Source organism: Arminella tubonensis (genome assembly GCF_003240585.1).
Lineage (GTDB): Bacteria > Pseudomonadota > Alphaproteobacteria > Rhizobiales > Rhizobiaceae > Rhizobium > Rhizobium tubonense.
This window is the reverse complement of sequence record NZ_PCDP01000082.1, coordinates 29388-43119: the sequence shown is the minus strand read 5'-3', so window position 1 is coordinate 43119 and position 13732 is coordinate 29388. Positions and strand designations below refer to the sequence as shown.

At 57.7% G+C, this 13732-nt stretch carries 18 protein-coding genes; 13 read left to right on the top strand and 5 right to left on the bottom strand.

Annotation, left to right across the window (positions count from 1 at the left end; translation table 11 throughout):
* The 5 genes from CPY51_RS31295 to nusG are packed head-to-tail and all read left to right on the top strand — an operon-like array spanning window position 1 to window position 3754.
* Window positions 1-729, top strand: a complete 729-nt coding sequence (locus tag CPY51_RS31295; protein ID WP_111164259.1) for a YdaU family protein — start codon at window positions 1-3, stop codon at window positions 727-729.
* Complete coding sequence (locus tag CPY51_RS31290; RefSeq protein WP_111164258.1) at window positions 729-2561, top strand: toprim domain-containing protein; 1833 nt, start codon at window positions 729-731, stop codon at window positions 2559-2561. Before CPY51_RS31295 ends, CPY51_RS31290 begins: the two co-directional genes overlap by 1 nt.
* 16 nt (window positions 2562-2577) lie before the next feature.
* Window positions 2578-2754: a hypothetical protein gene (locus CPY51_RS32635; protein WP_154677753.1), complete on the top strand. Its 177-nt coding sequence runs from the start codon at window positions 2578-2580 to the stop codon at window positions 2752-2754.
* The gene (locus CPY51_RS31285; RefSeq protein WP_111164257.1) at window positions 2751-3179 is read left to right on the top strand and encodes a hypothetical protein; all 429 of its coding nucleotides are present in this window, start codon (window positions 2751-2753) and stop codon (window positions 3177-3179) included. The genes CPY51_RS32635 and CPY51_RS31285 overlap by 4 nt, the downstream gene beginning before the upstream one ends.
* Window positions 3176-3754, top strand: coding sequence for a transcription termination/antitermination protein NusG (gene nusG / locus CPY51_RS31280; RefSeq protein WP_111164256.1), 579 nt, complete (start codon window positions 3176-3178; stop codon window positions 3752-3754). The genes CPY51_RS31285 and nusG overlap by 4 nt, the downstream gene beginning before the upstream one ends.
* 407 nt (window positions 3755-4161) lie before the next feature.
* Here nusG and CPY51_RS31275 read toward each other — a convergent pair whose 3' ends face one another.
* Window positions 4162-4332 (bottom strand): YegP family protein, encoded by a 171-nt coding sequence (locus CPY51_RS31275; RefSeq protein WP_111164255.1) that lies wholly within the window; start codon window positions 4330-4332, stop codon window positions 4162-4164.
* Between the two features lie 539 nt (window positions 4333-4871).
* On the opposite strand from CPY51_RS31275, the gene CPY51_RS32630 reads away from it, so the two are divergent.
* The 3 genes from CPY51_RS32630 to CPY51_RS32620 all read left to right on the top strand — a co-directional run bounded on the left by CPY51_RS32630 (window position 4872) and on the right by CPY51_RS32620 (window position 5639).
* Window positions 4872-5048, top strand: a complete 177-nt coding sequence (locus tag CPY51_RS32630; RefSeq protein WP_154677752.1) for a hypothetical protein — start codon at window positions 4872-4874, stop codon at window positions 5046-5048.
* Between the two features lie 292 nt (window positions 5049-5340).
* Complete coding sequence (locus CPY51_RS32625; protein ID WP_154677751.1) at window positions 5341-5499, top strand: hypothetical protein; 159 nt, start codon at window positions 5341-5343, stop codon at window positions 5497-5499.
* The gene (locus CPY51_RS32620; protein ID WP_154677750.1) at window positions 5496-5639 is read left to right on the top strand and encodes a hypothetical protein; all 144 of its coding nucleotides are present in this window, start codon (window positions 5496-5498) and stop codon (window positions 5637-5639) included. Before CPY51_RS32625 ends, CPY51_RS32620 begins: the two co-directional genes overlap by 4 nt.
* A 106-nt stretch (window positions 5640-5745) precedes the next feature.
* Here CPY51_RS32620 and CPY51_RS31265 read toward each other — a convergent pair whose 3' ends face one another.
* The 4 genes from CPY51_RS31265 to CPY51_RS31250 all read right to left on the bottom strand — a co-directional run bounded on the left by CPY51_RS31265 (window position 5746) and on the right by CPY51_RS31250 (window position 7541).
* Window positions 5746-5973, bottom strand: coding sequence for a hypothetical protein (locus tag CPY51_RS31265; RefSeq protein ID WP_111164253.1), 228 nt, complete (start codon window positions 5971-5973; stop codon window positions 5746-5748).
* A gap of 117 nt (window positions 5974-6090) precedes the next feature.
* Entirely contained in the window at window positions 6091-6288 is a 198-nt protein-coding gene (locus tag CPY51_RS31260; RefSeq protein WP_111164252.1) for a hypothetical protein, read from the bottom strand.
* Window positions 6289-6441: 153 nt separating this feature from the next.
* A complete protein-coding gene (locus CPY51_RS33880) occupies window positions 6442-6666 on the bottom strand; it encodes a BrnA antitoxin family protein (RefSeq protein WP_111164251.1) in 225 nt (74 codons plus the stop codon).
* 152 nt (window positions 6667-6818) lie between these two features.
* On the bottom strand, window positions 6819-7541 hold the full coding sequence (locus tag CPY51_RS31250; RefSeq protein ID WP_111164250.1) for a collagen-like protein: 723 nt from the start codon (window positions 7539-7541) through the stop codon (window positions 6819-6821).
* Between the two features lie 78 nt (window positions 7542-7619).
* Between CPY51_RS31250 and CPY51_RS31245 the strand changes: the two genes are divergently transcribed.
* The 5 genes from CPY51_RS31245 (at window position 7620) to CPY51_RS31225 (ending at window position 13707) form a co-directional block, all read left to right on the top strand.
* The gene (locus CPY51_RS31245) at window positions 7620-8087 is read left to right on the top strand and encodes a terminase small subunit-like protein (RefSeq protein WP_195909669.1); all 468 of its coding nucleotides are present in this window, start codon (window positions 7620-7622) and stop codon (window positions 8085-8087) included.
* Window positions 8071-9516, top strand: a complete 1446-nt coding sequence (locus CPY51_RS31240; RefSeq protein ID WP_111164249.1) for a terminase family protein — start codon at window positions 8071-8073, stop codon at window positions 9514-9516. Before CPY51_RS31245 ends, CPY51_RS31240 begins: the two co-directional genes overlap by 17 nt.
* Window positions 9516-11462 carry a portal protein gene (locus tag CPY51_RS31235; RefSeq protein WP_111164248.1) on the top strand — a complete coding sequence of 649 codons (1947 nt, stop codon included), beginning with the start codon at window positions 9516-9518 and terminating at the stop codon, window positions 11460-11462. Before CPY51_RS31240 ends, CPY51_RS31235 begins: the two co-directional genes overlap by 1 nt.
* Before the next feature lie 133 nt (window positions 11463-11595).
* The gene (locus CPY51_RS31230; RefSeq protein ID WP_111164247.1) at window positions 11596-12477 is read left to right on the top strand and encodes a hypothetical protein; all 882 of its coding nucleotides are present in this window, start codon (window positions 11596-11598) and stop codon (window positions 12475-12477) included.
* A 27-nt stretch (window positions 12478-12504) separates the two neighbouring features.
* A complete protein-coding gene (locus CPY51_RS31225) occupies window positions 12505-13707 on the top strand; it encodes a phage capsid family protein (protein ID WP_111164246.1) in 1203 nt (400 codons plus the stop codon).
* Window positions 13708-13732 lie beyond the last annotated feature (25 nt).

Here is a 13732-nt window from a genome sequence, read left to right as displayed (position 1 = left end):
ATGGCCGAGCATCCCACCATGCCGCTGCACACAGATTCCTATCTGGCCGACACAACGCATCTCAATGCCCAGGAGCATGGCGCGTACCTGCTGTTGCTGATGGTGGCGTGGCGAAGCGCCGGCCTGCATCTTCCGGATGACGACAAATTGCTTGCCCGATACGCGAAGGTGGACCCTCGAACATGGGCTCATCTGAAGGCAGTCATCATGTCTTTCTGGGAGCTGTCGGACGGATTCTGGACGCAGAAGAAACAGCAAAAAGTTTGGGATGACGTCAGCAAACGTGTGAACGCCAACCGCGCAAACGGGCCGCTCGGTGGAAGGCCTAAGTCATTGAAAACCCACAAAACGGGAAAACCCATCGGTTCTGAAAATGAAACCCAGAAAAACCCAACCAAAACCAAAGCCAAATCTATAGAACCTAACGGTCCTATAGAGGAGATATCTATCGATATCTCTCTGCGTGAGTTCGAAGAATTTTGGTCGATCTATCCGAAGAAGGTTGATCGCAAAAAATCTCTGAAGGCTTTCGTCGCTGCCAGGAAGCGCGCACCTGTTCCGAACATCATGACGGGAGCGCAGACCTATGCCGGAGAACGCGCTGGGAAGGAGATCCAGTTTACAAAAAATGCGGCGACTTGGCTCAACAACGACTGCTGGTCGGAACCTCCACCAGCGTCGACGGCAGGGACATGGCGCGATGATCCGATTTATGCGGGGGTCGATTGATGGCCGACATCGTCGAGATCAAGCATAAGCTGAACGATCGGATCATTGCGGTCGTCGAATATCTCCTGCCCAACGGCCGGAAGGATGGCAACGAGTGGCGCGCCGGATCAACTGGTGGCGAGAAGGGCAAGAGCCTCGGGGTTCACCTCGTCGGCAGCAAGGCGGGCGTCTGGTCTGATTTTAGCTCCAGCGAAGGAGGCGACCTTGTCGACCTCTGGATGGCAACCCGCCGGATGTCGTTGGCGCCGGCGCTCGAAGATATTAGCTCGTGGCTGGGCTTGTCGAAGCCAGAACCGTTTCGCGATCCGCGGCCAAATTATTCCCGGCCGGAAAAACCGAAGTGCGGGAAGCCAGCGAACAAGGCCAAGGCTTATCTCAACGCCCGTGGCATCCCGGATGGAATCCTTGACGTCTACCGCGTCGGTGAACATGGCGACTCGATCATCTTCCCGTTCCTGTTGCCAGACGGCACGCTTGCGCTCGCAAAAAGCCGGAAAGCTGAAGACGGAGCCAAGCCGGTGCCGACCGCTGCAAACTGCGAACCGGTCCTTTTCGGCTGGCAGGCGATAGCGCCGAACGCTCGTGAGATCATCATCACCGAGGGCGAAATCGACGCACTGTCGTGGGCCACATATGGCCATAACGCAACTTCGGTGCCTTTTGGCGGAGGCAAGGGTGGAAAACAGAACTGGATTGAGAACGACTTCGACAGGCTGCAGCGTTTCGAAAAAATATACATCTCAACCGACATGGACCCTGTCGGCGACGAGGCGGCGGAGGAAATAGCGAGCCGGCTCGGAAGGCATCGCTGCCTCAGGGTCAAACTCCCAAGGAAGGACGCCAACAAGTGTCTGACTGAAAAGATTACCAACGAGGAAATGGATGCGTGCCTCCGAGATGCGCAAGGTCTTGACCCGGACGGACTGAAGCGCCCGAGCGACTTCATCGATCGCGTGACCTATCTTTTTTGGCCGGCCGAGGGAGACCGCATCGGCTACACGATGCCGATGGAGGGTTTGCGCGACAAGATCCATTTCCGCCCTGCAGAACTTACGTTGTGGAGCGGTGCGAGCGGCCACGGCAAAAGCCAGATCCTCTCAGACTGCATCCCGACATGGATCAAACAGGGCAGCCGCGTCTGCATCGCCAGCCTGGAGATGAAGGGCGAGCAAACCCTCAAGCGGATGAGCAAGCAAGTCGGCGGCGTCGACCGGCCGACTGTGGGCTATCTTCGACGAATTCTGACCTGGCTCGACGAAGGGCTTCTCCTCTACGAGCGTGTCGGCAAAGCGGGCGTGGCACCACTGCTCGAGGTGTTCGACTACGCCCATGCAAAGTACGGGTGCGATCAATTCATCATCGATAGCCTAATGCGTCTTGGCATCGCCCAGGATGACTACAATGGGCAGGAGAAGGCAGTCTTCCAGATTGTTGATTGGGCCATCTCGAAGAACGTCCACATGCATCTCGTCGCTCACTCTCGCAAAGGCGGGAAGGATCAGGGCGCCCCGGACACCGAGGACGTCAAGGGCGCGATGGAGATCGGCGCCAACGCTTTCAACATAATCACCGTGTGGCGGAACAAGCTGCACGAAGAGAAAATGAAAGCTGCAAAGACCGACGAAGAGCGTCTGCAGCTCGACGAGAAACCGGGCGTCCTCGTCAACATCGCAAAGCAGCGCAACGGCGACTACGAGGGCAAAAAAGGCCTTTGGTTCGATCAGAAGACCTATCGCTACCACGGGACGTCAAACCGAAATTACTGGGATCGGCAGTTGCTTGATCGAGTCGATCGGAGCCTCGACGAAGACCAAGACGGCCAAAACAACTAACGAGACAGGAGCGCCCATGACCAACGTCATTAAATTCACACCACGCAAGATCGAAAAGAACGGTCCCTATTTCGCCGGCCGACCACTCTACGAGCGCTTCCCAAATCTACGGCCGAAGCCGAAGCTACCCAAGCCAGAGCGGGAAACGGTCAACGGGCTGATCTTGGATGACGACAACGGAGGCGCGGCATGACGCAGATCCTAAACGTTACCCGAAACGACGATGGCCAGTACGAGATCACCGACGCCGGCGGCAAACTCGTTGAAGGCCCGTTTGATACCAATGCCGCCGCATGGAAGGCACTCGATCGCCGCGACAACGATGACGCCAGCCTGCCCCACCGCAAGCGTAGCAACAAGCCGGTTCTCTGGGGAAAGCCCGAGACCGCATCCAAGAAGAGCAAGCGCAAGGAAAAGCGCGCGGCCAAGCAGATGAAGCGCGATGCCCACAAGGCCGTGGGCTGGGTTCGCGACATCGCGTCGGCGAAGTTCGACCCGGAAGCGAACCGGGTCTATCGAGACTACAAGCTCGGCACATTCGGCGCCGCCTCGGAAGTCAAGCGCATAGACCCGGCCGCCTATCTTGCCGAGAAGGCGAAGGAGCAGGCTAAATCATGAAGCTTTTCATCCGTCACGATGTCGCCTGGTACGTCATCCGGACCCACGTTCAGTCAGAATACAAGGCTCGCAATAACCTGGAAGCGGCCGGCTTTGAAACCTATCTTCCGACGATGCGGGTCGAGATCAAGAACCGACGCAACCACACATATCGACAGCATGAGCGAATTCTGATGGCGCGATACATCTTCGTCGGGGCAACGATGGAGATACAGCAGGCGAGGCGCTGCGAGGGCGTGGAAACCATCCTCGGCAATGACGGACCGATCGCAATCGAGGCTGATGTCGTGGAGACAATATTCCTATCCGAGATCGATATGCAGTTCGACGAGACGCGCGCCGCCCGTGTCCACAGAAAAGAAGAGGCCAAGACCCGGAAGGCGACGACGGCGTTGAGTTTCCCGAAGGGGCTGCAAATCCTGATTAATGATGGGGTGTTCATGGGCTTTTCTGGCCTGGTCGACCATGTGACCACCCAGGGCAACGTCGAGGCTCTCGTCGAAATTTTCGGCAGGATGACGCCCGTTTCGCTTCAGCCGGAGCAGTTATCCCCAATCAAACAAATGGCCAGTTGAAAACATTCCTACAATCAGGTATTAATTCCCAATCTGATTTGGAATGTCTGGCGGACCTTAGTCATCGGGAACACTCGCCGAACCAGTGCCGCCCCTCAGAGCCGGCGCTGGCTGCGCATGGGGTTTTTACGCACACGCGACGCTGGACGCGCTGATGAGTTGGCTTCAGGGCCATCCGATCGGAATTATCCACTGTACCGTTGCAACGGAAAGTTCTGCACAAGGATGAGTAAGTACATGTTTTGCGGCAACTAATAGCGAGTGGTGCCCTGTGGATTGTCTGTGGACGAACGGTGCACGGTGACAATCGTGTTGATACGCCGTTTTCTTTTGGACTATCCGCCTTAAATTAAAAGAGCCCCGTTGGCGCGGGGCTCAAGGTTAATGTGCTATTAACCGATCAGGGGTTAGCGTTCGTAAACGGGCGCTGACCCCGACCCCTTCACAAGACTAATTGCGTTGAGGCAATCGGTCTTGTTGAAGTATCCCTCACCGGAATTGGCGATCTTGCGATTGTTATTTGCAAAGAGCGTCCAACGCCATTGATTGCTAACGTCACGATATATTGCGAAGAACATGTCTGATAATTCCTTTCATTCAGACGACAAGTTCAACCGGTATCTCTTTGAGTACCGGCACGATGGATCGGAATGGGGGATTGAAATAATCGCCTCGTCGCCGGGGGATGCGCATGCGAGACTCAAATCGTTGACATGGGCTCGCTACCAAGGCGAGATCAAGGCAAAGATCCCCGTTCCTAGCGCAGGATGGTTCCGCCGACTCACCTTCGCGCTACTTGCAAGGTAACAGTTCTCAGGTTGGTCAACAGAGTAACTAACCAAGCAAAGCTCAGATCGGGCAAAATAATGCTTGGCTATGCACGTTATTCCACTCATCCACAGGCCAAAGCGACAATTCCACTAACTAAGACGGTGGCAATTCATTGATTTGGACTGTGGCGGCCGAATCCGTCGGTCGGCGCCGGTCCCAGGGCACAGCCTCCACCTTGCAAAACTCACCCAAAATTCGCCCATCCCTCGCAAGAGGAGCGCCAGAAAGCCACCGTACGGGCCTCCAACCCGAAACGCGGTGGCTTTCGCACATCCGGGAGACCACCATGTTTGAACGTCTGATCAAAGCTGCGATCGATACGGTCACGCTCCCGGTATCGGTCGCTGCGGATGTCGTCACGCTCGGTGGAGCGCTGATGGATCGTCCAGAGCCGTACACCGTGACGAAGGCCAAGCGCCTCGGCAAGGATGCTGGCGACGTCATCAAGGCTTTGGCCGAGTAAATCTCCCTTTCGGAGACCACATGCGTCTCACCCACATCATCTCCATACTCCTTGCCCTTCTCCTCTGCGCAACGTTCAGCGCTATTGCGCTGTTGCCGGTGACGGTTGGGCATGTTCACTAAACGAATAGCTGACGGGAATGCTCGTCGGCGGGATGCGCGGTCCTTGCGGTGCTGCCTTATGTAGCATCCGTTTCCGCGAAGTCGTCGGATGCATACGGCGCAAGGGTGTGGCCCGCACTCGGTGGTATGGACAATGCCAGGGCAACTTTTCCAACATGGAGAGCAAACCCATGACAGACGAAGACAAGAAGACCATCCGTAAAGCTCTCAACACAATCGGCAGCTTTAACGAGGCTCACGTTGAATGCGGCGTCTATGTCGAGAAATCCGACTATTCCGCGCTCATCAAGGCAGCAGAAGACATCCTCAAGATCGCGGGTGCGAGATGATCAAATTCTTCCGTAGTGTCCGGTTCAAGAACGACTGGGAACTGAATTTCATCGGCAAGCGCTACAACCTGCGCATTGGCCGATCGCAGTTCGCTTTCTGGCGCGACTACAATCCAATCTTCAATTGGTTGTGGGCGTGAAGATGTGCCTCGCCATTTCCATCGCGGCCCTGTGCATAGCGCTGTCGGGATGTGCTTCGCTGAACCGATATCAGCCTCCCGGCGCTGGAATCTGGCGCGCGATCCGCTAGCCTGAGCTCTCTGCGCTCGATTGTTCGCCCTCCTTGTCGATACGGGCGATAAGAGCTTCGTACATGGCAATCCTGCGCTTGGACTCGGCAATGGTTTGTTCGGTGATATCGACGGCGACGTCATACCCTTCAGCGTGGAGCTGCTTCGCCCCGGTCTCGGAGAAAAAGTGCAGCGTCTTCATCTCCTCGCCCATCATCTCAATGAAGCGTTCTCGCAAACTCATGGTCTTACTCCCAAGGCTGAACCACCAGCATCGCCGATTTAATAGGTGCAGAAAAGAACCTTCGACAGTGGGCATTTGAAAAGGCCTGGCAGATGACCAGGCCTTCGTTGGAAACGACTAGCGGCAAATGCGCTGTGCGGTGACAACCTTATGGCCATGGTGCCAACGGACTACCTTCTTTGTGTAGCAATGATGATGGTGGTGATGGTAATTGTTGCCGCCGTTAGCGACGACTACCGTGGCTGCCTGGGATGAGACGCTTGTTCCGACCAGCGAAGCGATGGCGATTGCGGAAGCGATTAAGAACTTGTTCATAGGTTTCTCCGATTAGCATTTGCGTGTCTACAACGTGCCGTGGCAACGTTGGTTCAAAGCTATTCCTCGGGAATGAACACTACCTGACGACAGCGTTAATCGGGGCTTCATTTTCGCCGCATTCTTCGTCGCGTACCAAAACTGGTGGGCGCTTTAGAGGCCAGCGACCTTTCGCAAAGCCTCGTTTATCCGTCCCTGCCAACCATCGCCCGACGCCTTGAAAAAGTAGATGACCTCCGGGTCGATACGAAGCGTGACAAGCGTCTTGGGATTGCCGTTGGGCCGGCGCTTCGTCTTGGTGGCATTGTGGTCCAGGACCTCTTGAACGAGGTCGACAGGTTTGGATCCAATCGGCTCGTCATTTTTGACTTTGATCATCTCGGCCTCGGATATGTGTAACTACGCAATCATATCAGATCGAAGCATTCAGTGCGATATGTAACTACACACTCTGCGACGGTGCTTCCGACCTGCCCAACCAGCGACAGGGAACACTTCACGCTCGACACGGTAGATGGTCGTCGGCTACCTCACGTTTTCTCAAGATGAAGATGGCAATTGCCATAGTTGGACATTCCGTCCAGCTGGTCGCCCGTCAGTGTAACTTTGTAATCGTAGGTGTTCTTGTCGGCGGTGACGAGCATATAGCTGTTCGGCTTGTCTGGGGTCGGCATCGGACTAATCGTGGCATCGTCCGTGCCAGAAGTGGAACCATTCCATTTCCATGATCCGGCTCCCGAGTGCCCCGATTGAGTTTTCACGACGAAGGTAATGGAAAATTGCAGGTTGGTGCAGCTTGAGGCGCCTACCCATGTTCCTACAAGCGTTACCGGAGCGACGAGCGCGATGGGCGCGGTATCGTTTCGATTGGAAGACGTTGGATGTGGGTCGGCGGCTCTACCGGCAGAAAGTCCATCAAGCCGTTGCCTCATCTCCGCCAGCTGCTGCGATAATTGCTCAATTCGGGAGCTGTCTGCGCTTTGTCCGTCTGCCCCTTTCGGTCCGGGCTGCCCAGGAAGTCCCCGTTCTCCAGGCTCCCCTTGCTCCCCTCGTTCTCCTTTGTCCCCCTTCGTTCCACGAACTCCTGCAGCATCAAGCTTCGTCCGAAGCTCGATGATCGCTGTTTTGGCGTTGTCCAACTGATTTTGCAGGTTGTCCACGTAGTGGGCGCCTCCCGCGATAACACCCGCTATCGCCAGAGCACCCGAGACTAGACCAACGTGTTCATGAAGGGGTCTATTTTGGTTCGCCATATAAGCACTCCTCCACGTTGAAATTGTAAAGCAACAATCGCCCGGTCTCCGGGGGAGAAGCAAGCGCGAAAGATGTTTATGGGACGCCCGACAGATTATTCCGAGAAAATTGCAGATACTATCTGCGAACTACTTGCCGAGGGAAAGAGCCTTCGGTCAATCAGCCTCGCTGAGGACATGCCATCAAAAGCAACAGTCTTTAGATGGCTGGCAGCCCACGATACCTTTCGTGACCAATACGCCCGCGCACGCGAAGCGCAGGCCGATAGCTTCTTTGATGATATCGCCGATATCGCCAACACGCCGATGATCGGCAAGAAGACGAAATACGACAAGGACGGAAATGTCGTCGAGGTTTTGGAAGGCGATATGATCGAGCACAGGCGTCTTCAGATCGATGCGCGTAAGTGGATGGCCGGCAAGCTTCGCCCGAAGGTCTACGGCGACAAGCTCGATATCGACGTGAACGGCAAGCTTGATTTTGTCGTGAGCGCCAAGCCAGTGACCGAAGAGGAATGGCTCAAGGAACATGGGTCAAAGTCTTAGCCTTGCGTGGGCACCTCAGGAGGGTCCACAGCAAGCGTTGATCGAATGCCCGTTCCGTGAAGCGTTCTTCGGTGGAGCGCGTGGTGGAGGCAAGACGGATGGCGTTCTCGGCAAGTACGCGGTCAAGGCGTCGGTCTACGGCTCCGGCTTCAACGCCTTGTTCTGTCGCCGCGAGCTGCCAATGCTGGACGACGCTATAGAGCGCAGCCGAGAGATATACGGCAAGATCGGCGCCGGCTGGAACGACCAGAAGAAGACATGGACTTTCCCCGGTGGTGGCCGGCTTCGTTTCCGCCCGCTCGAGCGGGTTCAGGATGCCGACAAATATCAGGGGCAGAATGTCAGCGACGCCTGTGTCGAGGAGGCCGGACTCTACCCGGACTCCAAGCCGATCGACAGGCTGTTCGCCGTGCTGCGCTCAGCCAAGGGTGTGCCGACGCAACTCCTGCTGACTGGCAACCCCGGTGGCGCTGGTCAGCACTGGATCAAGGCGAGGTATATCGACCCGGCGCCGCAAGGCATGAAGCCACTGGTGCGCTTGCTGCCGAATGGCAAGGAGCATCGCTACATCTTCATTCCAAGCCGGATCGAAGACAACAAGCTCCTGATGGAGAACGACCCGAACTACGTGAACAACTTGTACCTCGTCGGCTCAGAGCAGCTTGTCAAAGCGTGGCTGAAAGGCGACTGGAATGCGGTTGAGGGCGCGTTCTTCGATTGCTGGCAGAGTGAACAGCATATCGTTCGCCCATTCGTCGTTCCGCAGGACTGGATGCGTTTCAGGTCAATGGACTGGGGTTCCGCTAAGCCATTCTCGGTTGGCTGGTGGGCAATGGCCACCGACGACTACCAGACCGAGAATGGTGTCATTCCCCGCGGTGCCATCGTGCGTTATCGCGAATGGTACGGCTGCAAGGAAGGCGAGGCGAACGTTGGTCTCAAGCTCACGGCCGAAGAAGTCGGCGCCGGCATCCTGAAGCGCGAGCAGGGCGAGAAGATCAATTACGGCGTCCTCGACCCGGCGGCCTTTGCGGAGGACGGCGGCCCATCGATCGCCAGCCGCATGATGCGTGCCACTGAGTTCAAGGTGATGTTCAAGCGTGCCGACAACTCCCGCGTTGCGCAGCGCGGCGCGATGGGTGGCTGGGACCAGATGCGGGCACGCATGAAGGGCGACGGCGGTCGGCCGATGCTCTACGTGTTCTCCACCTGCAAGGATTTCATCCGGACGGTTCCGTCGCTGCAGCACGACCAGGACAGGCCGGAAGACCTCGATACCGATGCCGAGGATCACGCTGCTGACGAGGCGCGCTACGGCTGCATGTCGAGGCCGTTCCTACCGAAGAAACCAGATCCGGCGGCAAAGAAGTCGGAAGACTACCGCTCGAAAAGTGAAACCTCCGAAGCCGGCGATTGGGTGAGCTACTGATGAATCAAACTGGCTATCAGGTTGGCTCGTCTCCTTCAGTGGGGGCGGCTCCCCCCACAAACGCTCCACCGGTACAGCCCGCAGACCACAACAAGCTTAAGCGGCAGTATATCGATTACCTCGGCCTCAAGGCTGAGGAGATCAAGGAGCAGCAGAACGCACGGCGCTATTATCACGGCGTCCAGTACACATCGAAGCAGATCAGGACGCTCGACAAGCGCAAGCAGCCAGTCGTCACCTACAATCGCATCGGCCGCAAGATCAACGGGCTGATCGGCCTGCTTGAGAAGATGAAGTCCGATCCCCGGGCGTTTCCTCGCAATCCTGACAACGAGCAGGGCGCCGACGTTGCGACCGCTGTCTTGCGCTATGTCTGCGACGAGCAGGATTGGGGCACGAAGTCGCCGATCTGCGGATCGAGCGGCGCTGTGGATGGCATCGGTGGCGTCGAGATCATCCTCGAGCGTGGCGATGTTGGAGATGTCGAGATTGGCTTTGAAGCCGTCGATGCCAGCGCGTATTTCTACGATGCACGATCACTCAAGTGGGATTTCTCAGATGCCCGCTATATGGGAACCTCAAAATGGTCCGACGAGGATGCGGCCGTTGAGATGTTCCCGGATAAGGAAGCCGAGATCCGCGCCTCGATGGAGAACGGGTCGGAGCTGACCAGCAACCCGGACAGCGACAAGAAGTGGTTTTCCAACGGAGAGACAAAGCGCATCCGCATCGTCGACCATTGGTACATCAAGGGCGGCGACTGGTACTACTGCATCTACACCGGTTCGACGATCCTGGCCGAGGGCAAGTCCTATCTTCTCGATGAGAAGAAGAAGACGATGTGCAAATACATCATGTACTCGGCCAACGTCGACCAGGACGGCGATCGGTACGGCTTCGTGCGCAACATGCGTTCCAGCCAGGACGAGATCAACCAGCGCCGCTCCAAGGCCCTGCATACGTTGAACAGCCGCCGCGTCATCATCGAGAAGGGCTCGGTCGACGACGTCGAGGTGATCCGCCGCGAAGCGGCCCGTCCCGATGGCGTGCTCGAGATCATGCCGGGGACAACGGCTCCCGTCTTCGATGACAATGCCCGCGGTCAGGAGCTGCAGGGGCAGATGGCGTTCCTCGAGGATGCCAAGAACGAGATCGAGAACTACGGATTCAATCCTGCGCTGATGGGGCAGGGCGTGCAGGACATGTCGGGCCGCGCCATCCAGCTTCAGCAGCAGGCGGGCATTGCCGAGCTCGGTCCGTACATGCTGGCATTCCGCGGCTGGAAGATCCGCGTCTATCGGGCGCTGTGGTGTGCTGTTCAACAGCACTGGACATCCGAGCGCTGGATCCGTGTCACCGATGATCAGAAGATGGCGCAGTTCTTCGCGGTCAATAAGCTATCGACGGACCCGAATACCGGTATGCCGGCGCTGGTCAACGCGCTGGGATCGCTCGACGTCGATATCATCCTCGACGAAGGCCCGGACGAAGTGAACATGCAGGGCGATGCCTACGATACGCTGTCGATCATGGCGCAGAAGGGCGTTGCCGTTCCGCCGGAGCTGCTGATCGAGCTTTCACCATTGCAGGGGTCGATCAAGCAGAAGGCGCTCAGCATCCTGGAGAACGCTAAGCAGCAGGCGTCCCAGCCCAACCCGATCATGCTTGCACAAGCGCAGGCAGAACTTCGCAAGACGAACGCAGGCGCAATGCTGGACGAAGCGAAAGCCCAGAAGGCCGTCTCGGAAGCAAATACTCCACCGCAGCAGGAAGGCGCACCGTCAGAACTCGACGTCGTCAAGAGCGTTGCGGAAATTCACAATACGAACGCGGACACTGCAAAGACGCTAGCCGCCGCTCGCAAATCGAATGTCGAGGCAACACTTGCGCCCATCCAAGCCGCCAACGAGGCAGCACGGACGCGGCAACAGGCAAACCTCACGTAGGAGCCGCCATCCTCAAGGGCGTTATCCGGCCGCTGGTCCGTAACCAGCAGAGTGCCGCCGACTTCAAGGGCGATGCCGCCGCCAGGCTTAAGGGCGTTCCGTCAAACCTCCGACGAACTGGAGACTTCACGACATGGCCGATCTATCGGATATGGACAATTTCGAGTCGATTACGTCAGGCGCACCCGCACCTGAAATTCAGCAAGAGCCACAGCAGCACAACCAGCCGTCGCGCGATGAAGGCGGACGCTTTGCAGCTCCTCAGGCCAAACAGCCTGTCGCAGCCGTCGAGCCTCCTACCGAGCCGACAGAACCAGCAGCCGGACAGCAGCCATCAAACGGCAATGTCCCGGTCGGTGCGGTTCAGGCTGAACGCGAGAAGCGTCAGGAGGCACAGCAGCGTGCCACGGATCTTGAGCGCCAGCTCGCGGAACTACGCGGTCAGGTATCGGTGCTTACCCAACAGCGCCAGCCGGCCCCCAAGCCACAGCAGGAACAGCAACCGGCAACCCTCTGGGATGATCCGGACGCATTCCTGAAAAACCAGCTCACGCCGTTCCAGCAGCAGATGCAGGAAATGCGTGAGGAACTGTGGGAATCCAGAGCATCGGCCGTTCATACGCCAGAAGCTGTCTCGGCAGCCAAGGCCGCGGCGGAAAAGATATTCGGGACCCCTGAAGGCAGACAGCTCCACCAGCAGATCACGTCTGCCGGCGGCAATCCCTTCGACAATCTGGTGAAGTGGCACAAGCAGCAGGAGACGCTGGCGAAAGTCGGCGGCGATCCTGAGGCATGGCTCAATGCTGAACTCGAAAAGCGCATGGCGGATCCCGCCTTTATGGCTCAGGCCGTAGAGCGAGCTCGCGCAGGTGCAGCGTCAAATACCAATCGGTCAGCGCCCTTAACGAGCATTCCTCCATCTCTCAGTCGTCTTCCCGCCGGGGGCAGTTCCCCTGGTGAAACCGATGCGAGCGACGGGGCCTTGTTCAATTCCACAACGTCACGCCGACGATAGCGCGGCTGAACCCCTGGAGCGAGCCTAATGGCACTCACCTCGAACCACCCGAACAACGAACTCGTCAAGTTCCGCACCGATGTCGCCTATGACTTCCTGCGGTCCTCGCGGTTCGATCCCTACATGGGCGCTGACAGCACGTCTGTCATCGTCCGCATGGCCGATCTTGAAGCAGACGGCAAGGAAATCCGCATTCCTCTCGTGACGCAGTTGTCCGGTGCCGGCGTCGGTGCTGGCACGATGCGCGGCAATGAAGAGCAGATCGACAGCTACGGCATGCCAATGTGGGCCGACTGGGCTCGTAATGCCGTGGCGAACAACCGTGCGGTCAACAAGGAGTCGTCCTTTAACGTGCGCTCCACTGCTCGCGCTCTGCTGCGCGGCTGGTCGAAGCGCATCGTGCGTGACGATCTGGTTGACTCTCTGCTGTCCATCCCGACGTCGTCGATCCAGGCAAACCGCTTTCTTGCGCCCGGCAATCGCATCAACGGCATCACCTGGTCGCAAGCAACCGCTGCCAACAAGAACTCGTGGGTCACCGCGAACTATGACCGCGTCGTGTTCGGCTCGCAGATGAGCAACTACTCGACCACCTTCGCCACCGCAGTTGCCAACGTCGACTCCACCAACGACAAGATGACCGCGGCTGTCGGTTCTCTGATGAAGGATGCCGCCAAGCAGACCGGCGTCGATCCGAATAACCCCGGCGTCTACAACGGCCGTCCGAAGATCAATCCTTGGATGGTCGAGAACACGGACCAGGAATGGTACGTCTGCTTCCTCGGCTCGCGCGGCTTCCGCGACCTGAAGGCCGACCCGGTCATGTACCAGGCCAACCGCGATGCTCGTTCACGCGAGAACGGCGATCCCACGAAGAGCAATCCGATCTTTACGGGTGGCGAACTGGTCTATGACGGCATCATCTACAAGGAAATCCCGGAAATCACGCAGCGCCTGCTCCTGAAGGGGGTCGGCGCCGCATCGATCGACGTTGAGCCGGTCTTGCTCTGCGGCCAGGGCGCTCTCGCCTATGCCATGGGCCAAATGCCTCGCCCGACCTCGCTCGAGGATGGTGACTACGACTTCATCACCGGCCTCGGCATCGAAGCGCAGTACGGCGTCGGCAAGATTGCCAAGGCTCCGCTTGCTGCAGGTTCCGCGGCAACTGTTGGCACGCTTGTCGACTGGGGCATGGTGACGGGCTTCGTATCCGGCGTTGCCAACGCCTAACGATCAGGAGCCGGGGTTCTCGGCT